The organism is Lactococcus sp. S-13, from assembly GCF_004210295.1.
Classification (GTDB): domain Bacteria; phylum Bacillota; class Bacilli; order Lactobacillales; family Streptococcaceae; genus Lactococcus.
The window spans coordinates 666,257-687,752 of record NZ_SDAK01000001.1 but is presented as its reverse complement, the minus strand read 5'-3'; the positions used below and the strand labels follow the sequence as shown (position 1 = coordinate 687,752).

Annotated in this window: 20 protein-coding genes and 1 pseudogene; 19 read left to right on the top strand and 2 right to left on the bottom strand. The window is 41.6% G+C overall.

Annotated elements, in window-relative coordinates; all coding sequences use genetic code 11:
- Positions 1 to 356 precede the first annotated feature (356 nt).
- The 4 genes from EQJ87_RS03450 to EQJ87_RS03435 are packed head-to-tail and all read left to right on the top strand — an operon-like array spanning position 357 to position 6,417.
- On the top strand, positions 357 to 1,961 hold the full coding sequence (locus EQJ87_RS03450; protein ID WP_130123352.1) for a SpaH/EbpB family LPXTG-anchored major pilin: 1,605 nt from the start codon (positions 357 to 359) through the stop codon (positions 1,959 to 1,961).
- A 49-nt stretch (positions 1,962 to 2,010) separates the two neighbouring features.
- Entirely contained in the window at positions 2,011 to 2,868 is an 858-nt protein-coding gene (locus EQJ87_RS03445; RefSeq protein WP_130123351.1) for a class C sortase, read from the top strand.
- 5 nt (positions 2,869 to 2,873) lie between these two features.
- The gene (locus tag EQJ87_RS03440; RefSeq protein WP_223804537.1) at positions 2,874 to 3,551 is read left to right on the top strand and encodes a pilin N-terminal domain-containing protein; all 678 of its coding nucleotides are present in this window, start codon (positions 2,874 to 2,876) and stop codon (positions 3,549 to 3,551) included.
- A gap of 1 nt (position 3,552) precedes the next feature.
- Complete coding sequence (locus tag EQJ87_RS03435) at positions 3,553 to 6,417, top strand: mucin-binding protein (RefSeq protein WP_130123349.1); 2,865 nt, start codon at positions 3,553 to 3,555, stop codon at positions 6,415 to 6,417.
- Between the two features lie 42 nt (positions 6,418 to 6,459).
- Here the strand turns inward: EQJ87_RS03435 and EQJ87_RS03430 are convergent, their stop codons facing one another.
- Both EQJ87_RS03430 and EQJ87_RS03425 read right to left on the bottom strand, forming a co-directional pair.
- Positions 6,460 to 7,161: an LrgB family protein gene (locus EQJ87_RS03430; RefSeq protein WP_130123348.1), complete on the bottom strand. Its 702-nt coding sequence runs from the start codon at positions 7,159 to 7,161 to the stop codon at positions 6,460 to 6,462.
- 181 nt (positions 7,162 to 7,342) lie between these two features.
- A pseudogene (locus tag EQJ87_RS03425) lies at positions 7,343 to 7,696 on the bottom strand (CidA/LrgA family protein); the annotation flags it as partial.
- 283 nt (positions 7,697 to 7,979) lie between these two features.
- Here EQJ87_RS03425 and rimP point away from each other — a divergent pair.
- The 15 genes from rimP to fabZ all read left to right on the top strand — a co-directional run bounded on the left by rimP (position 7,980) and on the right by fabZ (position 21,453).
- The gene (rimP, locus tag EQJ87_RS03420) at positions 7,980 to 8,453 is read left to right on the top strand and encodes a ribosome maturation factor RimP (RefSeq protein WP_130123346.1); all 474 of its coding nucleotides are present in this window, start codon (positions 7,980 to 7,982) and stop codon (positions 8,451 to 8,453) included.
- A gap of 62 nt (positions 8,454 to 8,515) precedes the next feature.
- On the top strand, positions 8,516 to 9,697 hold the full coding sequence (gene nusA / locus EQJ87_RS03415) for a transcription termination factor NusA (protein WP_130123345.1): 1,182 nt from the start codon (positions 8,516 to 8,518) through the stop codon (positions 9,695 to 9,697).
- Positions 9,698 to 9,824: 127 nt separating this feature from the next.
- Positions 9,825 to 10,151 carry an RNase P modulator RnpM gene (gene rnpM, locus EQJ87_RS03410; protein WP_130123344.1) on the top strand — a complete coding sequence of 109 codons (327 nt, stop codon included), beginning with the start codon at positions 9,825 to 9,827 and terminating at the stop codon, positions 10,149 to 10,151.
- A 41-nt stretch (positions 10,152 to 10,192) separates the two neighbouring features.
- The gene (locus EQJ87_RS03405; protein WP_130123343.1) at positions 10,193 to 10,498 is read left to right on the top strand and encodes a YlxQ-related RNA-binding protein; all 306 of its coding nucleotides are present in this window, start codon (positions 10,193 to 10,195) and stop codon (positions 10,496 to 10,498) included.
- A gap of 19 nt (positions 10,499 to 10,517) precedes the next feature.
- Positions 10,518 to 13,376: a translation initiation factor IF-2 gene (infB, locus tag EQJ87_RS03400; RefSeq protein ID WP_130123342.1), complete on the top strand. Its 2,859-nt coding sequence runs from the start codon at positions 10,518 to 10,520 to the stop codon at positions 13,374 to 13,376.
- A 138-nt stretch (positions 13,377 to 13,514) separates the two neighbouring features.
- Entirely contained in the window at positions 13,515 to 13,874 is a 360-nt protein-coding gene (rbfA, locus tag EQJ87_RS03395; protein WP_130123341.1) for a 30S ribosome-binding factor RbfA, read from the top strand.
- 167 nt (positions 13,875 to 14,041) lie between these two features.
- Positions 14,042 to 14,989: a mannose-6-phosphate isomerase, class I gene (manA, locus tag EQJ87_RS03390; RefSeq protein ID WP_130123340.1), complete on the top strand. Its 948-nt coding sequence runs from the start codon at positions 14,042 to 14,044 to the stop codon at positions 14,987 to 14,989.
- Between the two features lie 379 nt (positions 14,990 to 15,368).
- On the top strand, positions 15,369 to 15,809 hold the full coding sequence (locus tag EQJ87_RS03385) for a MarR family winged helix-turn-helix transcriptional regulator (protein WP_130123339.1): 441 nt from the start codon (positions 15,369 to 15,371) through the stop codon (positions 15,807 to 15,809).
- Complete coding sequence (locus tag EQJ87_RS03380) at positions 15,809 to 16,786, top strand: beta-ketoacyl-ACP synthase III (RefSeq protein ID WP_130123338.1); 978 nt, start codon at positions 15,809 to 15,811, stop codon at positions 16,784 to 16,786. The genes EQJ87_RS03385 and EQJ87_RS03380 overlap by 1 nt, the downstream gene beginning before the upstream one ends.
- A gap of 251 nt (positions 16,787 to 17,037) precedes the next feature.
- Entirely contained in the window at positions 17,038 to 17,259 is a 222-nt protein-coding gene (locus EQJ87_RS03375) for an acyl carrier protein (protein WP_075525036.1), read from the top strand.
- A 195-nt stretch (positions 17,260 to 17,454) separates the two neighbouring features.
- Positions 17,455 to 18,375 carry an ACP S-malonyltransferase gene (fabD, locus tag EQJ87_RS03370; RefSeq protein WP_130123337.1) on the top strand — a complete coding sequence of 307 codons (921 nt, stop codon included), beginning with the start codon at positions 17,455 to 17,457 and terminating at the stop codon, positions 18,373 to 18,375.
- Between the two features lie 127 nt (positions 18,376 to 18,502).
- Positions 18,503 to 19,234: a 3-oxoacyl-[acyl-carrier-protein] reductase gene (fabG, locus tag EQJ87_RS03365; RefSeq protein WP_130123336.1), complete on the top strand. Its 732-nt coding sequence runs from the start codon at positions 18,503 to 18,505 to the stop codon at positions 19,232 to 19,234.
- Positions 19,235 to 19,280: 46 nt separating this feature from the next.
- Positions 19,281 to 20,510: a beta-ketoacyl-ACP synthase II gene (gene fabF / locus EQJ87_RS03360; protein WP_130123335.1), complete on the top strand. Its 1,230-nt coding sequence runs from the start codon at positions 19,281 to 19,283 to the stop codon at positions 20,508 to 20,510.
- A gap of 2 nt (positions 20,511 to 20,512) precedes the next feature.
- Positions 20,513 to 20,983: an acetyl-CoA carboxylase biotin carboxyl carrier protein gene (gene accB, locus EQJ87_RS03355; protein ID WP_130123334.1), complete on the top strand. Its 471-nt coding sequence runs from the start codon at positions 20,513 to 20,515 to the stop codon at positions 20,981 to 20,983.
- Positions 20,984 to 21,018: 35 nt separating this feature from the next.
- Positions 21,019 to 21,453, top strand: a complete 435-nt coding sequence (gene fabZ, locus EQJ87_RS03350; RefSeq protein ID WP_130123333.1) for a 3-hydroxyacyl-ACP dehydratase FabZ — start codon at positions 21,019 to 21,021, stop codon at positions 21,451 to 21,453.
- Positions 21,454 to 21,496 lie beyond the last annotated feature (43 nt).

Here is a 21,496-nt window from a genome sequence, read left to right as displayed (position 1 = left end):
TCTTGTTTGAAAGATAGGCGTAACCAACTTGATAACAATTAAGCAGCGAGAGCAGCAAAATGATTCAAGACACTTGAGGGAAAAACCAGAAAAGATTAAGGAATAAATGTGAAGGATTTAATAGTCACCAAGTAGATAATAGCGCCATTTGAGCTGAAAAATAAAATTATTAGACACTTATACTAATTTGTCTAAAAACTAAGAAAAATAGAGCGTAATGTCTTGAATAAAAATCTCAAAGTGTTAGAATAACTACGTAATGAATTTGTATAAAAACTAACATAATCTTGAGAATACACGTTTATTATTACGAACATAAAAAAGATGATATTTACTAAATAAAGGAGAATAACAAGATGAAACTTTTAGGAAAAACAACCTCACTCAAAGCGGTATCCTTGTTGTCTGTTGCATTGATGACAAGTGTGAGCTTAGGAGCTGGTATACGAGCATTTGCGGCAACAAGCCAACCCGATACAACAAGCGCACGCGAAATCACAGTTCATGCTTTGCAAGGTGACCCTAGTGCTAACCAGTCCAACACAGTGAATGACGGGTCAGAGCAGGATGTGACAGGAACACCTCTGGCAAATGTGACTTATACTGCAACGATGATTACACCGACTGGCTCAGCAGCAGATATGGTAGCACCAAATGGCAGTACAGCTGGTTCAGGCTATACGACCACAAGTACTGTTGTGACAGGAACGACGGATGCTACGGGGACAGTAAATCTGCCAATCACAACCGATGGTTACTATCTGCTACATCAAGTGACGACGGTCAATGGTGTGACATCGATGCAAGACGCGATTGTTCAAGTCCCACTCAACTCTAGTTCATCACAAGCAAAAGACGGCTGGCTCTATGACATCAACGTTTATCCTAAGACAAACCTTTCACAAGATAATGCGGTGAATAAAACCGTTGAAGTCGGTGACAATGTCCTTAATGACAATACCAAAACCGACAAACAAGCGACAGTCTTTGCGGGAAGCGACATCACTTGGAATCTGACATCAGCCTTCTCTGATTCACTCGTAACAGATGACGGTGTGGTAGGTTCTTTTGAATTGACCGATACACTCAATAGCAACTTGACTTACAAAGCGATTCATTTTCTGGTGGGAAGTACAGAACTTTCCCTCAGTGAAGGGACTGACTATACGTTGACCACGACGGATGGAAAGATTGATCTGAAGCTCACTGATACAGGTATAAAAGCAGTCAAAGCTGCAAAAACAAGTGCAACCGATAAATTTACCGTTAACCTGACTACAACCGTGGCAAAAGATTACAAATACGGTCAAATCGGAAATAGCTACTCCACAACAATCAAAAATGCTTTTGGATTGGATTTGAGCAATACGACTGGAAGTTCTACACCAGACACCTTGCCCGGTGACTCAAACCAACCGACCGATGTTCCTGAGGTTTATCTAGGAGCCTTGAAAATCAAAAAGATTGATTCTGTCGCTAAAACGCCCCTTGCAGGTGCAACTTTCAAATTGATTAAAGCTGATTCACAGTCTGCTGCACAAGCTCTGGCTGACTCTGGCTCAACAACGGCGACGGCAAGTGCCAGCTATGTTCAAAATCCTGTCACTGGTGGAGATTATGGCTTGACGACTGGTGCAGATGGGGAAATCGAATTTGATGGTCTCGAATTGACCGATAGTTCTAGTGTATCTGGTGCGACTTCGACAGCTAATACGCATTACTATGCGATTGAAACCGAAGCGCCAAAAGGATACGACCGCCAAACCGTGGTTGTTGATGTGACAGCGTCAATCGACCCAACAACAACGAATGTCGAAGTGTCTAATAACTTGGATGGTTCAAATATCAAGTTGCCATTCACAGGGGGACAAGGTTTGATTGGAATTTTGGTTATCGCTGCGGTAGCTGGGACTTCATCTATCGTGATTCGTCGTCGTAAAGGTTCTGATGAAGCCAAATAATGTTGTTTGATTTAAGAAGGAAAAAGGAACGAGGGACTTAACTTTGAAGATGAAGCAAAAGCCGTCTACAAAGAAAGGAAAACGTTCCTTTCGTGATATTTTGAGTGTCTTTTTTGCATTGATTGCACTAGGGGCGTTATTTTACCCCATCATTGCAAATACCTTGATTGCTCATAAAACAACAGCGATTATCACCAGATATGAGAAAGACACTTCAAAATTAAATAAAAAACAAACCAATCAGATATTAGCTGAGGCGCGAGCCTATAATGACTATATCTATGCTAAGAGTCAGCATCTGTTTTATAATGCACCACAACAGAATTATAATCAGTTGTTGAGAATTGACTCAACTGGCCTGATGGGGGATATCTCTATTCCGCAGATTGGTGTGAAGAATATACCAATCTATCATGGCGATTCTGAGCAGACGCTTTCGATTGGGGTGGGGCATCTGGAAAATACTAGCTTGCCCATCGGGGATAAAAACACGCACACTGTCTTGACAGCACATTCTGGCCGGGTTAATAATACCTTATTTACAGACTTGGATAAGTTGAAGCTTGGCGATGTTTTTTATATCGATAGTTTGAATCTTAAGTTGAAATATAAGATTGATAACATCAAGATTGTCAACCCTGATGATGTTTCGACGTTGGGAATCCAAAAAGGGAAAGATTTGGCAACTTTAATCACTTGTTATCCGACAGGGGTTAATAGCCAACGGCTGTTGGTAACGGGAGTGCGCGTGCCTTATCATTCTAAAACAGCGCAAGAGTCTATCCAACGTAATAAGTACGGTTATGATTTTTGGGTTTTTCTTGGCTCAGCGATATTGGCTGGGCTTGCCGTGATTTGGGTGATGGTTAAAGTGTTAAAAAAGAAGAAGCGAAAGGAGGAAAATTGATTAGAGTGAAGAAGGTTATCGTTCGGTTTTTTCTTGTTTTCTTCATTTTTGTGAGTTCTTTAGGCGCGGAGCGAGTGTTTGCGCAGGGACAGCTTGGAAGTTTACATGAGCAGGAAGTGATTATTGTCAAATATGCTTTGACTGCTGGTTCTGGGAATGAAGTAATCAATACGGGTGATTTGAAAATCAATAATATCCGCTTATCAACGGATAATAGTGACCTTGCGCCCTTGGAGGGGATTACTTATGAGATTCAAAAAATCACTCCTCACAAAGACGGTGAGACGATTGATTTATCTAATCATGCGACCTATAAAATGGTCGGTAAAGGATTAGCTTTGATGACGGATAGCAGGGGAGAAGCGAAGGTTTCGTTAGAGGATGGTTTTTACATTGTCTCAGAAATCACCAATAGTGCAAAGGGATTGGCAAATCCTGCAGCGCCAGTCCTTTTACGTTTGCCTGTGGAAAATCTGGCAAAAAATGGCTATCTGGATAGGGTTTATCTCTATCCTAAATCAAGCGTTGACCCCCTTTCGACAGCACCCAAGCAGGTGAGAACTGGCGAGAATCTACCTAAAACAGGGGAAGCCTCCTCCAAGTTGAGCGGAGTGCTTATGGGAATGCTGTGTTTTGCGGTTATTATAATGCTTTTAGAGAAAAAAAGAGGAGGGAGAAGCTAAGATGAAAAGAAAAAATTCAAAAATAATACGTCTTTTTGCGGGACTTTCTGTCCTCTTTTCGTTCTTCGTCCTCTCGCTCTATCCTAAAAGAAGTGTCTTTGCTTCTAGTATCAATAATGTCACGGTTGATGCCAGTAATTTTCAAGATTATTTTTCTTGGAATGCGAATCATTCTAGTAACTGGAGTACTGCGGTTACTACAAATGGTACAGCGCAAACTGGTGGGTATGATTATAATGCTACGACAGGTCTTGGTACGGCTACACTGACTACTGCTACAGGAAATCAAAGTGGGATTGTGGCTTTGACTGCTCTACAAATGGATATGACACAGCCTATCCGGTTGAGTTTGGGCTTAAATATGGGTAAACTTGGCGGTGCTGACGGTGTTTCTCTGGGCTTCTATCCAGGGAATGCTGGGAAAACAGGGGCTGGTGGTGCAGACTCTGGGATTGGTGGGCTGCGTGGAGCTTTTGGCTGGACTGTTGACCCTTGGGCTAACAGCTACACGATTCCGTCTAATCTGCCAGCAACTGGTACAACGAGTACCTCGGCTGACCCTGCTTATACTCTGGGAGATGGGATTAGCTCTAGCAATGATAATAAGCTTTATGGTGGTGACCCTTCGACTTTGAAAACGGGAAGTACTGCTATTGGCGGTTGGACTTTTGCCAATCCTAATCCTATGTATGATGCGCCAAATTCTACGATGTCTGGAAACAATGGGATTATTGCGCCGAAAACAGCTTATAATCGGACAGATAGTCCTCAACAAACGATTTCTGAGTTGGCGGATGGGACTTTTCGTCCTTTGACTTTGACTTATACTCCAGGGACTGGTAGTACACCTGCGAATGAAGGAACTTTGGAAGTTTCCTATGGTGGGGGAACATCGACGAGTAAATCGACAGCTGTCGTTTATTCATCAACGAATCCAAGTGTGTCTGGGGTAACGGCTATTACTGCAAGTGGTTTTAGTGCTGGTACTAATAAGACGGTAAACTTTACTTATACCTCACCTTCTGGAAATTCGACAACTACTGGGAGCTATACACAAGGTACGGCTACTGTCAATAGGGTGAAAAATACAACTGTTTATCGTATAGAAATTGGAACGGTTACTACAATTACTCAGACCCCTTATGATTGGTCCATTCCAATCACGACTTTGGAGGATTTGGCTGGTGTTTCAACGACGGATAGCTCAGGAAACAAAACTTATCCTACTTCACTGTCATTTTTCATGACGGGGAGTACTGGGGGTGCGGTGAACTTGCAACAGGTTCAAATCCCAAAAGATAGTTTTGTTAACTTTGAGGCTGTAAGAAATACAGTTACGACCAACTATATTGATGCGAATGGTAATCCGATTGCGCCGAAAGTGACAACTTCTGGTGTGGTTGGATCTGATACTTACATTACAAATCCTTTGTCAACAGTGCCTACGGGTTATTCTTATGTGGGGCTTGCGACGGCGAAAAATAATAGTGCTAAAATTGTCAGCGATCCTGCGACAGGACTTTATCAGACCAACAATCTGAATGTTTATTATGTTTATAAAATTAAACCTGAAACGGCGACGGTGACTTATGTGGACGATTCGATTGACCCGACGGGGCAAAATCCTGCCAGTGTGCTTCAGCAAGATACAATCACAGGAGATTTTGGTTCACAGGCGACTTATAGTACGGCTAGTGTGATTGCTAATCTGGAGTCTAAGGGTTATTATACTATTTCGGATGGTTTTACGGCGGCCAATACGGCGAGTGCTGTTTTTAGTCAAGATGGTGTGGGGCAAAACTTTATTGTTCACATGACTAAAACGACTTATACGGCCACCAGTTTGACTAAATCGACGGAAACCATTAACTTTGTGGATGGTTCGGGCAATCCTTTGCCTTGGTACGCGGGTGTGGACGGTCTGCCTGTGCATGATGCTGCTCTTGCAAATGCGGCTAATGGGACGCTGCGGACTGAGCCATGGACTTGGCACGTGGCTGTCTTGACGGTAGTCAAGGTCGATAATCAGGTTCCTCAACCTTTTTATTATTTTTCGCAGACTTACAATTCGACGACCATGCCAGAATTTGATGCCAATGGTGTGCCTGAAGGAAACTGGGAACGGCGGGATACGATGCCCTCTTCTAATTCGCTATTTTATGCGCCTTATATTGCAGGATATAAATGGACGAAGACAAAACTGGATACACCAGATTTAGCTGATGCTCCTATAGTAAATACAGACTTTGACCAGCCCATACAACCTTTTCAATTACAGGCGGTAAATAGTCCAGAAAATCTTGAATATACCATGGTTTACAATGGCGATTTTAGCTTTTCTAATCGTCAGGAAAAGACCGTGACAGAAACGATCAATTATTTGGACTCAACGAGCAAGAAGGCTTTGGCGGGTGCGATTAAGCAGACGAGAACGATTACTTTTGAAACAGTGAAAGATGCTGCTGGAAATTCGACGGTTTATTATTTCAAGGGAGATAGTGAGCCTACGGCAGATAGTCATCCTTTTAATAGTGACGGTTCAAGCAATAGTGATTGGGCGGTTTGGACATCGGGTGTGCTGTCTTTTGGGCAAAAAAGCCATCCGAGTTCACTGGCTTATGATGTGGTGGGTGCTGATGGTACTAATGGGACTCAGCCTTATCTGACAGCTGATAAAACTGCGGTAACTGCACAAGCGATTGATGAAAATGTTGATGATGTGGAAATCAATGTCTATCTGGCTTATGAGGGAGCAAATCTTCAAATGCCTCATGCTGGTGGCGCTGGTTCTGGGTTGGTGCTTAGTATTGTTGGGATAAGCCTACTGATATTTTTGACTTTGCGATTGAAACTTATAAAAAGATAATAAAAAATACCAAAGTTGCTTTGGTATTTTTTGATTAAAAGTTTAGTAACCGAGGATGAGATGAGCAACGAGAGGGGCAAAGATGACATACATGATGCCTGTCACGCCAATACTGAGGGCTGCCATTGCGCCTTGTGTTTTGCCAAGTTCGATTGCTGTACCTGTGCCGACAGCGTGTCCTGTTCCGCCGAGAGCGATTCCTTGGGCGACGGGGTCGTTGATTTTGAAGAGTTTTAGAAGGGGACGGCCGAGGACACTGGTGAGAATACCTGTGGCGACGACGACAACAACGGTAATTTGTTCAACCCCATGCATTTTGTCAGAAATTCCCATGGCCATAGCGGTAGTGACAGATTTGGGGAAAATGGAGAGACTGGCTAGTTTAGACAGTCCAAAGAATTTGGCACAAAGGGCGGTTAAAATAGTATTGAGCAAGGCAGCAACGGCAATTGAACTAACAATTGAGCGTGCATGGTGCTTCATGAGATGAAAGGTTTTGTAGAGGGGGATACCGAGTGCTACGGTACTTGGGCCGATGAGGTCATTGATAATTGAACCGCCGACATAATAGTTCTTATAGGGAATGTGAAAAAGAAGTAGGATGATAATAATGGCAAGTGTGGCAAAGAGAAGGGGGTTAGTATAGGGTTTACGGATATTTTCATTGATTCGTACACCAACCATGAAGGTTAAAATGGTTAAGACAAGTCCAAATAAAGGATCGGCGGTGAGTTGATTAAACATATTAGACTTCCTCGTTTTCAGTGGATTTGTGATCAGGGGTAGAAGATTCGGTATTTTCGGTAGAGGATTGCTTGTCTTGATCAGAGTCAAGTTGCCACCATTCTTTGTGCAGACGTTTGTTGCGAGAGTGCTGATTGATGACATCAAGAGCGATTTGGTGACTTGTGAGTTGTGGAGTCGGGTAGTCGCCTTCAAATCTTTTTTTGATGGCTTCGACAAGTTTGCCAAGTACAAGGAAATTGAGCAGGAGGGCCAAAAGGATAATCAGACTAATCTGCCACCAATAGTTGCTAATCAAGTTCCATTTTGCCATGATGCCGACACCTGCGGGTAGGAAGAGGATAGTCATGTTGTTAATGAGAAAACTTCCCACTTCGTCAACGTCGGTAAACTTGAGAACTCTAAATTGAAGGGCTAAAAATAAGAAAATCATGCCAAGAATAGACCCCGGGACGGGAAGGTGAAAGAAGTTAGAGATAAGATTTCCAGCGTAACTGAATCCGAAAATGATGAGTAATTGCATATAAATTTTCATGGTTGTTATTTTCCTCATGTTTTGATCGCGACGGTATAACAGTTTTTATTTTACTCCTTGATTTTTTTATTTTCAAGGCTCAGCTGATTGGAAGCGGTTTTGTTTTTTTCTTCGATTTAAGCTGATTTTTTTCATAAATTTTCTTGACATTATTTTAAATCGTGCTATAATGAATATAAATAAACTATTAGAAAGGAGCGTTCGGTTGAACGCTCCTTCTCTTATGGATTTTTTTAGGGGTGAGAGTCGTTTGACTTTGCATTCTATGAAAGGAGAATTGTGTATGAACGATATTGTAAAAACAGTCGAAGATTTCATCAAACCACATATTCCAGAACCATTTGAATTGTTTGCTGTGGAGTGGGAGAAATTTGGCGGTGATATGTTGCTTTCTATCTTGATAGATAAAGAAGGCGGTATTGAGATTGATGAAACGGCTGAATTGAGTGAGTTGATCTCACCATTGTTGGATACAATCACGCCAGATCCTTTTCCAACAGAAGGTTATATGTTGGAGGTGGCGAGTCCTGGGGCAGAGCGTCCTTTGCGTAAACCTGAGCATTTTGTTGGGGCTGTGGGCGAGTATGTTTTTGTTAAACTTTACCAAAAAATCAATAATGAAAAAGAATTTACTGGTGATTTGATTAGTTTTGATGGGGAAACTTTGGTGATTGATGTCTTGGATAAGACACGACACAAAAAAGTTGAAATTCCACTTTCTGCTGTGGCTAAGGCACAGACAATGGTCAAATTTTAATCGCTAAATCATCTGATTTAAACTATAATATTGAAAGTTTCTTAAAAGAAAGAGAGATAAAAATGAGCAAAGAAATGCTGAACGCCTTTGCAATGTTGGAAGAGCAAAAAGGAATCAAATCTGAGATCGTTATTGAAGCGATTGAGCAAGCTATCACAGCAGCTTATAAACGTCAATATGGTCAGGCTCAAAATGTCAAAGTTATTTTTGACGAGAAAAAAGGTAACTTTAATGTTTATTCGACACGTGAAGTTGTCGATGAAGTTTTTGATAGCCGACTTGAAATCAGTTTGGAAGATGCTTTGGAATTGAATCCTCATTATGAAATTGGCGACAAAATCATGTTTGAGGAAAAACCAAAAGATTTTGCTCGTACGGCTGCTGGGGCGGCTAAACAAGTCATCATGCAAAAAATGCGTGAAGAAGAACGTACGATTATCTACAATGAATATTCACGTTATAAAGATGAAATTATTCAAGGAACGGTGGAAAAAGTTGATGCGCGTGCGATTTACGTGAATCTTGGTCGTGTGGATGCGCTTTTGACGAAGAAAGATCAAATTCCGCAAGAGAACTATCATGTGGGTGACCGTGTGAAAGTTTATGTGACTGATGTGGTCTTGACGCCAAAAGGTACACGGGTTTTCATTTCTCGTACGGCTCCTGATATGCTCAAACGGATGTTTGAAAAAGAAATTCCTGAAGTTTTCGATGGCACGGTAGAAATCAAATCTATCGCGCGTGATGCTGGGGATCGTGCAAAAGTTATCGTGCAAAGCCACGATGAAAATGTCGATGCAATCGGAACAATGGTCGGTTCAAAAGGTTCACGTATCCAAGGTATTATTCGTGAGCTTGCTGGCGAAAAAATGGACATTATTGAATGGTCTGATGATAAAGCAACCCTTGTGGCGAATGCTTTGAAACCAGCGCGTATTGAACAAGTTTTGATTACGGAAGATGGTTCAAGTTTGGCGGTTGTTGCGCGTGATCAATTGTCACTTGCAATTGGTAAACGTGGACAAAACGTTCGTTTGGCTGCTCATGTTACGAATAGCAAGATTGATATCAAAGCTGCTGATGAGTTCAATATGGACGATTATGAATTTGTTGGAGAAGATGGCGAAACACTTGATGCTGCGCAAGCAAGTGAAGTGGTTGGTCTTGATGAAGTTCTGGAAACAACTGAAACTGCTGAAGTTGATGTGACTGATGTGGCAGAAGTTGCCGAAAGCGAAGAATAAATTTTTGAGAAGTCAAGAGAAAATGCTGACGAAACTTACAGAGGCTGGTAAAGCGGGTCTGAGTAACTGACGGAATTTTCGTCAGTAATTTCTCCTTGATTTTGAAGAGGAAATTTGAGGTTTTTCGATGAAACAAAAAAAAATTCCGATGAGAAAGTCTTTAGTGTCAAATGAACAGTTCCCAAAGCGTGATTTGTTGCGAATTGCTTACAATAAGGAAGGTCAGATTTTGATTGACCCAACGGGTAAGGCGCACGGGCGCGGGGCTTATATTGCTTTGCTCAATAAAGAAGCACAGGATGCAAAGAAAAAGCGGGTGTTTGATCGAGCTTTTCAAACTAAAATTGCTGACGAGTTCTATGATGAGTTGATTGCTTATGTGGCGCATCAAGTGGCCCGTCGGGAGCTTGAATCAACGACTTATTCGGCTGATTTGGCACCGGATTATGACTAAAGAAAAGTGCGTGAGTTTGTGGCTTACGGACTGGATTAAAAATGGATAAAAAAGAACAACTTTCAAATTTGATTGGGCTTGCTAAACGTGCGGGGAAAATTATCACGGGCGAAGAATTGGTCATCAAAGCAGTTCAGTCAGGAAAAGCAAAATTAACTTTCCTTGCTAGTGATGCTGCATCAAATTTGAGTAAAAAAATTACTGATAAATCAACTTATTATGAGATTCCCGTCTCACAACTCTTTACAGAAACAGAATTGTCGCACGCCATTGGGCAAAATCGCAAGGTGATTGCTATTGTTGACGATGGATTTGCAAGGAAAATGGAGAGCCTCATGAACAACTGATTATAAAGGAGGACAAAGATTGTCTGATAAAAAACGTATTAACCAAATTGCTAAAGAAACTGGATTATCAAATACTGAGCTTGTCGCAGCGGCTAAATCACTTGGTTTTGAAGTGAAATCGCACTCAAGCTCTGTAACAGAAGATCAAGCACAAAAAATCATTGCAAGCGTAAAAACAGGCGCTAAAGCAAGTGATGCCCCTTCTAAAACGACTGAAGCGGCGACGCCAAAAGCAACGTCTAAGGCTAAAAAAGCGGATAAAAAAGAGGACAACCCTCGTACTTTTGCGGGTAAAGCAATTGTTGAAGATCCAGCTATTTTAGCACGGATTAAAGCGAAAGAAGAAGCTGAAAAAGCAGCAAAAATGGACAAGCAACCAGCTGACCATATTGTTGCTGCCGAAAATGCTCAAAGCGCTAAAACTGAAAAAGTAGAAGTGAAAGCTGAGCCAAAAGTGGAAGTAAAACCAGAAGCAAAAGTAGAAAAAGAAACAAAAGTGGAAACAGTAGCTCCAAAACCTGAAGTTAAATCAGAAAAAGCTACTGAGAAAAAGGAGTCAGTCATCAGCGACGAAAAGAAAAAACCATTGAACCAAAAACCAAGAATCCAAATCAAAGTGATTAAACGTGCCGAGGATATCAAGAAAGAACAAGCGGCTGCTCGTCCTGAAAAGAAAAAATTCGACAAAAATCGCAATGATCGCAATAACCGTAATGATCGTAACGACAATCGTCGCCCTAACCAAAATGGACAAGGCAATGCACAAGGCGGAAATCGTTTTGATAAGAACCGTCCAGCAGGTCAAGGACAAGGTCAAAAACGTGATAAATTTGCACCTTCTTCAACTGGTGGTTCAACAACTGAAACCTTTGCACCAGCTGTTGCAGGTGGTAAGAACACTCGTCGTGATCGTGATCGCAAGAAAACAGACGGCAATCGTGATAATACCCAAGATGGCAACCGTAAAGGTGGGCCACTTCGCGTCAATGATAATCGTAACCAAGTTCGTAATGCGCGTAATTCAAACTGGAACCAAAAAGGTGGTCGTGGACGTTACAACAATCATCAAGCTTCATCTGTTCCAGCAACACAACGTAAATTCCATGAATTACCAGAAAGTCTTGAATATGAAGTAGGAATGAACGTTCAAGATATTGCGAAATCAATCAAACGTGAACCAGCTGAAATCATCAAAAAACTCTTCATGATGGGAACAATGGTCAACCAAAACCAATCACTTGATGAAGATACGATTGAGTTGATTCTCATGGATTATGGTGTAACACCAGTCAAAAAAGTTGAAGAAGATAAGTCAGATATCGAACGTTTGTTTGTTGAAGAAGGTTATCTTAATGAAGACGAATTGGTTGAGCGTCCAGCAGTTGTTACTATCATGGGTCACGTTGACCACGGTAAAACAACATTGCTTGACCGTTTCCGTGAATCTCGTGTGACTGAAGGCGAAGCCGGCGGAATCACGCAACATATCGGGGCTTACCAAATCACATCTAATGGCAAAAAAATCACTTTCCTTGATACACCAGGTCACGAGGCCTTCACTTCAATGCGTGCGCGTGGTGCTTCAGTAACTGATATTACTATCTTGGTTGTTGCTGCTGATGATGGGGTTATGCCTCAAACGATTGAAGCTATCAACCACTCTAAAGCGGCTGGTGTGCCAATTATCGTGGCGATTAACAAAATCGATAAACCAGGTGCTAATCCACAACGAGTAACTCAAGAATTGACAGAGCACGGAGTATTCCCAGTCGCTTGGGATCCAGAAAATGGTTCTGAATTTGTCGAAATTTCTGCGAAATTCAATCAAAACCTTGAAGAATTGTTGGAAACAGTCTTGCTTGTTGCCGAAGTGCAAGAACTTAAAGCTGACCCAACAGTTCGTGCGATTGGTACTGTGGTTGAAGCCCGTCTTGACCAAGGTAAAGGGGCAATTGCGACACTCTTGGTTCAACAAGGGACTTTACATATCCAAGATCCTATCGTGGTCGGAAATACCTATGGTCGTGTGCGCACAATGACCAACGACCTTGGCCGTCGGATTAAAGAAGCTGGTCCTTCAACACCTATTGAGTTGACTGGTCTTTCTGATGTTCCACAAGCTGGTGATCACTTTGCGGTCTTTGAAGATGAAAAAGCAGCTCGTGCTGCCGGTGAAGAACGTGCTAAACGTGCTCAATTGATTAAACGTCAAAATACGCGCCGTGTTAACTTGGACAACCTCTTTGACACGCTTAAAGAAGGTCAAACTAAATCTGTTAACATCATCATCAAAGCGGATGTGCAAGGTTCTGCAGAAGCTTTGGCTGCTTCACTTCAAAAAATTGAAGTTGAAGGGGTGAAAGTGGACATCGTCCATTCAGCTGTTGGTGCGATTTCTGAGTCTGATATTTCACTTGCTGCGGCTTCAAACGCGATTATCATTGGTTTCAATGTGCGTCCAACGGGTCTCGCTCGTGAGCAAGCAGCTAATGAAGAAGTGGATATTCGTCTCCACAGCATCATTTATAAAGTGATTGAAGAAGTTGAAACAGCGATGCGTGGTATGCTTGATCCTGAGTTCAAAGAAGAAATCATTGGTGAAGCGATTGTTCGTGAAACATTTGAAGTTTCTAAAGTGGGTACGATTGCCGGATTCATGGTTATCCGTGGTAAAGTGGCGCGTGATGCTTCAGTCCGCGTTATCCGTGCGGGTGTCGTGATTCATGATGGTGCGATTGCTAGCCTTAAGCATTTTAAAGATGACGTTAAAGAAGTCGGAAATGCTCAAGAGGGTGGTTTGATGGTTGAAAACTTCAATGATGTTGCGGTTGATGACACATTCGAAGTTTACAAAATGGTTGAAATCGAACGTAAATAAGACGAGTACGAAAGACTAAATCAAACGTTTAACTGTTTGTAACCTTTGATGCTTTCAAACTCAATGAAATAAAAATGGGCGTTTTTCAGTTTTGAAAAAAGGCGTCCCATTTTTTGACAAAAATGGAGAGGAGAAGAGATGGGAAATTCTTTTCGTAGTGATCGGGTTGCGGTAGAAATTCAACGAGAAATCAATGATATTTTGCGTAACAAAGTGCGTGATCCACGTGTTCAAGGTGTGAATATTACAGATGTTCAACTCACTGGCGACTTGAGTCAAGCGACTGTTTATTACAGTTTGTTGTCAAATCTTGCTTCGGACAATGCCAAAGCAGCAACGGCTTTGAAAAAAGCCACAGGCTTGTTCAAAAGTGAGCTGGCTCATCGCATGACGATTTATAAAATTCCTGAATTGACTTTTGCCAAGGATGAATCCGTAGAATATGGTTCAAAAATCGACGAACTTTTACGCGGTTTGAATCAAAAGTCGGAATATTAATCAGAGAAAATGCTGACGGATTTCAGCGGGCTAATTTTTGCCTGTGCTGAGGTTTTCGTCAGCATTTTTTCTATTTTTTTGTTGCCATTAAAAAATTGTTCTGATGAATTTTTGTGATATAATAGAATTTATTGTATGAAAGCGAATTGCATTTTTTGGAGGAAATTATGAAAGAACCATTATTTTTAAACTCAGTGTTGCAAGAAAAAATCTGGGGTGGAGACCATTTGAAAGCTTTTGGCTATGATTTGCCATCAGATAAAGTGGGAGAATATTGGGCAATCTCGGCTCATCCACATGGGGTGTCAACGATTGCTAATGGTGCCTTTAAGGGACAAAAATTGGATGAACTTTATGCGAGCCATCGGGAATTATTTGGCAATAGCGAAAAAGAAGTTTTTCCTTTGTTGACAAAAATTTTGGATGCAAATGACTGGCTTTCTGTCCAAGTGCATCCGGATGATGAATATGGTCAAAAACACGAAGGTGAGTTAGGAAAAACCGAATGTTGGTACATTATTTCTGCTGAAGAAGGTGCAGAAATTATCTACGGACATAATGCAAAATCACGTGAAGAATTGGCAGAAATGATCAAAGCTGGCGATTGGGAGCATTTGTTGCGCAAGGTCAAAGTGAAAACGGGAGATTTTTTCCACGTGCCTTCAGGGACAATGCACGCGATTGGGGCTGGCATTGTGATTTTGGAAACGCAACAATCTTCAGACACCACTTATCGAGTGTATGATTTTGATCGCAAAGATGATGCTGGCAACTTGCGTGAATTGCACATCCAACAATCGATTGATGTTCTGAACATTCCGGGCGATAAAGTGCCTGAAAATCAGGTGAAAACCGAACAATTTGCTGAAGCAGAACTGACAACTTTGGTGAAATCTGATTTCTTCGATGTTTACAAATGGGACATTAAGGGCAGCCATGAGTTTGTGAAAACAGCAGCTTACACACTGGCTTCAGTGCTTGACGGCGAAGGAGAACTGACGGTGGATGGCGTAGATTATCCATTGGCAAAAGGCGCTCATTTCATCTTGCCAAGCACAGTAGACAGCTGGAAATTATCAGGGAACTTGACGCTTATTGCGAGCAATCCAGCCTAAGTAAAAAATCTCGTCAGTGGGCGAGATTTTTGGCTAGAGAAAATGCTGACGTAAATTAAATTTGTCAGAAAAAATGCTGACGTCAGTAAAAAAGCAGAGTAAAATCGCCAAAGATAACGGTTTCTTATCATTTTCACTTGCAAAAGTGCCTAAAAAATACTATAATTTGATACAGTAAATGGTTTGCAATATAAAAATAAAAATAAGCTCATCTTACTAGAAACTGTAAAATAGACTAAATCATTCAGGGGGACGACGATTATTTTTTGGAGTAATCGTAGTTCCCCTGTCTATGTGTGGCGAGGCAATTTTTCGACGCTGACTTTCCTATTTTCATGAATAAGTCGAGCTTACTTCTGGAAATAAAAGAGGACGACAGATGAAAACGGATTTTGATCAAGTCAATGAATGGTTGATTCAACTGTTCCATGATTTTATGATTCTTGAAGAACAGTTTCTGAGAGATTCAGCTTATGCTGATGTGACGGTCAAAGAATTGCAGATTTTAACACTGATTCACACCTTAGGCACTTGTCGCGTGACAGATATCGCCAAAAATCAAAAATTGGCGCTTTCCACGATTACGATTACAGTCAATCGGTTGCAGGATAAGGGTTATATTGAGCGCAAGCGTTCAACTGCTGATCGACGGGTGACACATATTGATTTGACTGCAAAAGGTGACCAACTTTGTGCCAGTCACCGCGAGTTTTTCCGCACCATCACTGAGCATCTCTTTGATAGTGTCTATGGAACAACAGAAAATAAGCTGGCTGGCGAACTCGCCGCTTTGCATCATTCTTTGGAGAATATGAAATAATGACTTTTGCGAAAATCACGCAAGTGGCACACTATGTGCCAGAAAAAGTGGTATCTAACGATGACTTATCAAAAATCATGGATACCAACGACGAATGGATTTACAGCCGGACAGGCATCAAAAATCGCCACATTTCCACAGGAGAAAATACCTCAGATTTGGCAGCCGAAGTCGCGCAAGAATTGCTTGCAAAAGCGCAACTTAGTCCTGAAAGCTTAGATTTCATCATCGTGGCGACGATTACGCCAGATTCATTAATGCCCTCAACTGCGGCCCGCGTTCAAGCAGCAATCGGGGCAACGAATGCCTTTGCCTATGATTTGACTGCTGCTTGTTCAGGTTTTGTTTTTGCCCTTTCAACAGCTGAAAAATTGATTACATCAGGCAATTACCAAAAAGGTTTGGTCATTGGTGCGGAAGTTTTCTCAAAAGTAATGGATTGGTCAGATCGCTCAACTGCCGTTTTATTTGGCGATGGAGCAGCCGGAGTTCTTCTTGAAAATACTGGCGAAAAACCACTGATTGTTGCTGAAAAACTGCAAACAGACGGAAGTCGCGGCGAAAGTTTGTTGTCAGGCTTGACCAACATCGAAACACCCTTTGCCTCAAAAACTTACGAAAAACAACATTTGAGTATGGAAGGGCGAGCAATTTTTGACTTCGCCGTGCGTGATGTTCCCAAAAATATCCAAGCCACTTTAGAAAAAGCAGAACTTTCTGCTAATGAAATCGATTTTTATTTATTGCACCAAGCCAATTCAAGAATTTTAGATAAAATGGCTAAAAAACTAGGTGTTGAGCGAACTAAATTCCTCCAAAATATGCAAGAATATGGCAACACTTCGGCAGCAAGTATTCCTATATTGTTGTCAGAATCCGTAAAAAATGGTATATTTAATTTGGACGGTGCAAAAAGAGTTGCCCTTACAGGATTTGGCGGTGGGCTCACTTGGGGCACGCTTGTTATCGATTTGTAAGCCGCCAAAATCACTGACGTAACTGATTTCGTCAGAGAAAATGCTGACGTCATTCATTTTACTAGAGAAAACACTGACGGATTTGTCTTTTTCCTAAAAATTTTAGAAAAAGCACAAAACAAGCTTCTAGCGCAGGACGCTAAGACTTGTCAGCTCAAAAGTACGACTTCGTACACATTTATTACTTAAGGTTATAATCCGCAAAAGCGGCTATAATATAAATATTTTCACTCATTAAAGGAGAAAAAATCATGGCAGTATTTGAAAAAGTACAAGATATCATCGTAGATGAACTCGGTAAAGATAAAGAAGAAGTAACACTCGAAACTTCATTTGAAGAGCTCGACGCTGATTCACTTGACCTTTTCCAAATCATCAACGACATCGAAGACGAATTTGATGTTGAAGTTGATACAGAAGCAGACATGAAAACAGTTGCTGACCTCGTTAAATACGTAGAAGACAACAAATAATTTGATCGGGGGTGAGAAGTGGCAAGGGATTCAAATTCATTTGCGCTTTTCGCCCTCTTTCATTTGCTTTTTTAAATTACGAAATGTCATTTTTTTACCTAAAAAAACATTTTATACTACAAACAATTAACTCCACAAGAGAAAAATATAAAAGGAAAGCATAAAAATTCCCTAAGGAACTTTATGCAATAATTTATGACTAAAACAGCATTTTTATTTTCGGGTCAGGGCGCACAAAAGCTCGGTATGGCTCGTGATTTGTATGATCAATTCGACATTGTCAAAGCAACCTTTGACCGTGCTTCAGAACTTCTGGGCTACGACTTACGTGCTTTGATTGATAATGATGAAGCAAAATTAAACGAAACCAAATACACTCAGCCAGCGATTTTGACGACGTCAGTTGCCATTTTGCGTTTATTGGCAGAAAATGGAATCAAACCTGACCTTGTTGCTGGTCTCAGTCTTGGTGAATATTCCGCTTTGGTTGCTGCAGGAAGCCTCAGCTTTGACGAAGCTGTCCAATTAGTTGCTAAGCGTGGTCAATACATGACCGAAGCCGCACCTGCAGGTTCTGGTAAAATGGTTGCCGTAATGAATACCGACGTTGCGCTCATCGAAGAAATTTGCCAAAAAGCAAGTATTAAAGGTATTGTTAGTCCAGCAAATTACAACACTCCCGCCCAAATCGTCATCGGTGGAGAAGCTGGCGCAGTTGACTATGCCGTTGAATTACTCAAAGAAGCTGGCGTACGCAAATTGATTGAACTCAAAGTTTCAGGCCCATTCCATACAGCGATTCTTAAACCCGCTTCGGACAAATTGGCGCATGAACTTGCTCAAATCAACTTTAGCGAATTCAACTTACCTTTGATTTCTAACACCACTGCACAAGTCATGACTCATGAGGAAGTAAAAGCCCTCTTGACCCGACAAGTCATGGAACCCGTTCGTTTTTATGAATCCATTGAAACGATGCAAAAGCTTGGGGCAACGAACTTTATCGAAGTTGGCCCAGGAAAAGTCCTCTCAGGTTTCATCAGAAAAATTGATAAAAACGCTACTTTTACAAATGTTGAAGATTTGTCTTCATTTGAGGCACTAGCGAATAAATAATGCAAACACAGCAAACGAGAAAAGCTCAGGAGAACATTAGCCTCTCAGAACAAAACAGCTAAACCTGAACCCTTCTCGTCCAGAATGTTTCATCAAGAATTTAAAAGGCTCAAAAAGGAGAAAATAAATGGAAATCACAAACAAAAACGTTTTTATCACAGGCTCAACACGTGGCATCGGTCACGCCATTGCCTTGCAATTTGCTAAAGCAGGAAGTAACGTCATTATCAACGGTCGCTCAGCAATTTCAGAAGAAGTCCTCGCAGAATTTACCGCTTTTGGTGTTAAAGCAGTCGGTATCTCTGGTGACATCTCAAACTCAGCAGATGCGAAACGCATGGTTGCAGAAGCAACAGAAGCACTCGGCTCAGTAGATGTCTTGGTAAACAACGCTGGAATCACACGTGATGGCTTATCACTCAAAATGACTGAAGAAGATTTTGAAGCAGTCCTCAAAATCAACTTGACAGGTGCATTCAACATGACACAAGCTGTTTTGAAACCAATGACGCGCGCACGCGAAGGGGCCATCATCAATATCTCATCAGTAGTTGGTTTGATTGGTAACGCTGGACAAGCCAATTATGCCGCTTCTAAAGCAGGTCTGATTGGTTTCACAAAATCAATTGCTCGTGAAGTTGCCGGTCGTAATGTTCGCGTTAATGCCGTTGCACCAGGTTTCATCGAATCTGACATGACAGAAGTCCTTTCTGACAAAGTCAAAGACATGATGAAAGGTCAAATCCCAATGAAACGCTTTGGTAGCGTAGCAGAAGTAGCCTCAGTTGTTCAATTCCTTGCCGAACAAGAATACATGACAGGTCAAGTCCTCTCAATCGATGGCGGCATGGCCATGTAAGGCTCGCTTTGAACACAATAGATCAGATAAAAAAGGATAAAAAAATATGACAAACAGAGTTGTAATTACAGGTTACGGCGTAGTGAGCGCCATTGGTAATACCCCCGAAGAATTTTGGGGAAATCTTAAAGCTGGCAAAACTGGAATTGGGCCAATTACCCACTTTGATGCGGAAGCAACAGGCATTTCTGTAGCTGCTGAAGTCAAAGAATTTCCATTTGACAAATACTTCCAGAAGAAAGATGCCCGTCGTATGGACACTTTCTCACTTTACGCTGTTCATGCTGCGCTTGACGCGATGGAAATGTCTGGACTCAGCGAAGAAAATACAAACTACGACCGTTTAGGTTGTATCATGGCTTCTGGTATCGGTGGTCTTGAACAATCACAAAAAAATTCACAAGCCATTGTTGCTAAAGGCCCACGTAAAGGTGTAGCACCACTCTATGTTCCTCTTGCTATTGCCAATATGGCGACAGGTAATGTTGCTTTGCGTACAGGTGCTCGTGGTGTTTCACGCGCTGAGGTTACTGCTTGTGCAGCTGGTGCTAACTCTATCGGTTCAGCTTTCCGTGAAATCAAACACGGCTATGCAGATGCTATGATTGCTGGTGGTGCAGAAGCTGCCATCTGTGAATTGGGAATCGCTGGTTTTGCCAACTTGACTGCCCTTACTAAAGAAACAGATGCAAATATCGCTTGTCGTCCATTTGACAAAAATCGCTCAGGTTTCGTTATGGGTGAAGGTGCTGGTGTCTTGATTTTGGAAAGCCTTGAACACGCTCAAGCACGTGGAGCAAATATCTTAGCTGAAATCGTTGGTTACGGAAACACAAATGATGCCTTCCACATGACTACACCATCAGGTACAGGTGCTGAAAATGCGATGAAATTGGCGCTCGAAGAAGCAGGTGCAGAAGCTTCTGATGTTGATTATATCAATGCTCACGGAACTTCAACACACGCTAACGAAGAAACAGAAAGCAAAGCGATTCACAACGTTGTGGGCGATAAAGCCTATGTTTCATCTACAAAAGCTTTGCACGGACACGCACTCGGTGCGACAGGTGCCATCGAAGCCGTAGCAACTGTTCAAGCAATCTTGAACCAATACGCACCAGTCAATGCAGGAACAACAGAACTTGACGAAGGAATGACCATCAATGTTGTTCTTGGCGAAGGAAAACCAGCAAAAATCGATCTCGCTTTGTCTCAAGACTTTGGTTTTGGTGGACACAATGCGGTACTCGCGTTCAAAAAGTGGGAAGGTAAATAAAAATGAATATCTCAGAAGTAAAAGAATTGATGAACCAATTTAACGGTTCATCTTTGCGTGAATTTTCTTGGAAAAATGCTGACGGTGAGTTGACATTTTCTAAAAATGACGGGCATACAAACGGTGTGACAGCCCCTGCTCCTCAAGCTCCAGCAGCCTTTGTTGCGTCACAAGCTCCAGTAGAAGTAACAGGCCCACAAGCTCAAGAAGTGACAGAAACAGCAACAGTAGCAGCTGAAGGCGAAGCAGTGACTTCACCATTGGTGGGTGTTGCTTATCTCAAACCTTCACCAGATAAAGCTGAATTTGTCAAGGTTGGCGACAGCGTGAAAAAAGGTCAAACCTTGATGATTATTGAAGCGATGAAAGTGATGAACGAAATTCCAGCTCCAGCAGATGGTGTAGTTACTGAAATTATGGTTTCACCTGAAGAAGTTGTTGAATTTGGTCAAGAATTGGTACGGATTAAATAAGAAAACTCATTTTGAGTTTTTAAGAGGAGATTTACATGACTGAAGTCAATATCAATGTTACTGAAATTATGGAGGCTTTGCCTCACCGTTACCCTTTTTTGTTAGTCGATCGTGTGATTGATATTGCTGATGACGAAATCACAGCGATTAAAAATGTGACGATTAATGAAGAATTTTTCCAAGGTCATTTTCCAAAATATCCTGTGATGCCTGGTGTATTGATTATGGAAGCTCTGGCGCAAGCTGCGGGTGTTTTGGAATTGTCAAAACCTGAAAATAAAGGGAAATTGGTCTTTTATGCTGGAATGGACAATGTGAAATATAAAAAACAAGTCACACCTGGCGACCAATTAGTACTGCACGCAAAATTTATCAAACGTCGTGGCCCAATTGCCGTTGTTGAAGCGCAAGCAACAGTGGATGGCAAATTGGCAGCTAAAGGAACGTTAACTTTTGCTTTAGGAAATTAGTATTTTGCTTTCAAAGGCTGAGGGGGACTTAGCAGTCAATTTC

Coding starts and splice junctions, on each gene's coding strand:
- EQJ87_RS03450 (WP_130123352.1), top strand. CDS start 357: ATGAAACTTTTAGGAAAAACAACCTCACTCAAAGCGGTATCCTTGTTG.
- EQJ87_RS03445 (WP_130123351.1), top strand. CDS start 2,011: ATGAAGCAAAAGCCGTCTACAAAGAAAGGAAAACGTTCCTTTCGTGAT.
- EQJ87_RS03435 (WP_130123349.1), top strand. CDS start 3,553: ATGAAAAGAAAAAATTCAAAAATAATACGTCTTTTTGCGGGACTTTCT.
- EQJ87_RS03430 (WP_130123348.1), bottom strand. CDS start 7,161: ATGTTTAATCAACTCACCGCCGATCCTTTATTTGGACTTGTCTTAACC.
- rimP (WP_130123346.1), top strand. CDS start 7,980: ATGAACGATATTGTAAAAACAGTCGAAGATTTCATCAAACCACATATT.
- nusA (WP_130123345.1), top strand. CDS start 8,516: ATGAGCAAAGAAATGCTGAACGCCTTTGCAATGTTGGAAGAGCAAAAA.
- rnpM (WP_130123344.1), top strand. CDS start 9,825: ATGAAACAAAAAAAAATTCCGATGAGAAAGTCTTTAGTGTCAAATGAA.
- EQJ87_RS03405 (WP_130123343.1), top strand. CDS start 10,193: ATGGATAAAAAAGAACAACTTTCAAATTTGATTGGGCTTGCTAAACGT.
- rbfA (WP_130123341.1), top strand. CDS start 13,515: ATGGGAAATTCTTTTCGTAGTGATCGGGTTGCGGTAGAAATTCAACGA.
- manA (WP_130123340.1), top strand. CDS start 14,042: ATGAAAGAACCATTATTTTTAAACTCAGTGTTGCAAGAAAAAATCTGG.
- EQJ87_RS03385 (WP_130123339.1), top strand. CDS start 15,369: ATGAAAACGGATTTTGATCAAGTCAATGAATGGTTGATTCAACTGTTC.
- EQJ87_RS03380 (WP_130123338.1), top strand. CDS start 15,809: ATGACTTTTGCGAAAATCACGCAAGTGGCACACTATGTGCCAGAAAAA.
- EQJ87_RS03375 (WP_075525036.1), top strand. CDS start 17,038: ATGGCAGTATTTGAAAAAGTACAAGATATCATCGTAGATGAACTCGGT.
- fabD (WP_130123337.1), top strand. CDS start 17,455: ATGACTAAAACAGCATTTTTATTTTCGGGTCAGGGCGCACAAAAGCTC.
- fabG (WP_130123336.1), top strand. CDS start 18,503: ATGGAAATCACAAACAAAAACGTTTTTATCACAGGCTCAACACGTGGC.
- fabF (WP_130123335.1), top strand. CDS start 19,281: ATGACAAACAGAGTTGTAATTACAGGTTACGGCGTAGTGAGCGCCATT.
- accB (WP_130123334.1), top strand. CDS start 20,513: ATGAATATCTCAGAAGTAAAAGAATTGATGAACCAATTTAACGGTTCA.
- fabZ (WP_130123333.1), top strand. CDS start 21,019: ATGACTGAAGTCAATATCAATGTTACTGAAATTATGGAGGCTTTGCCT.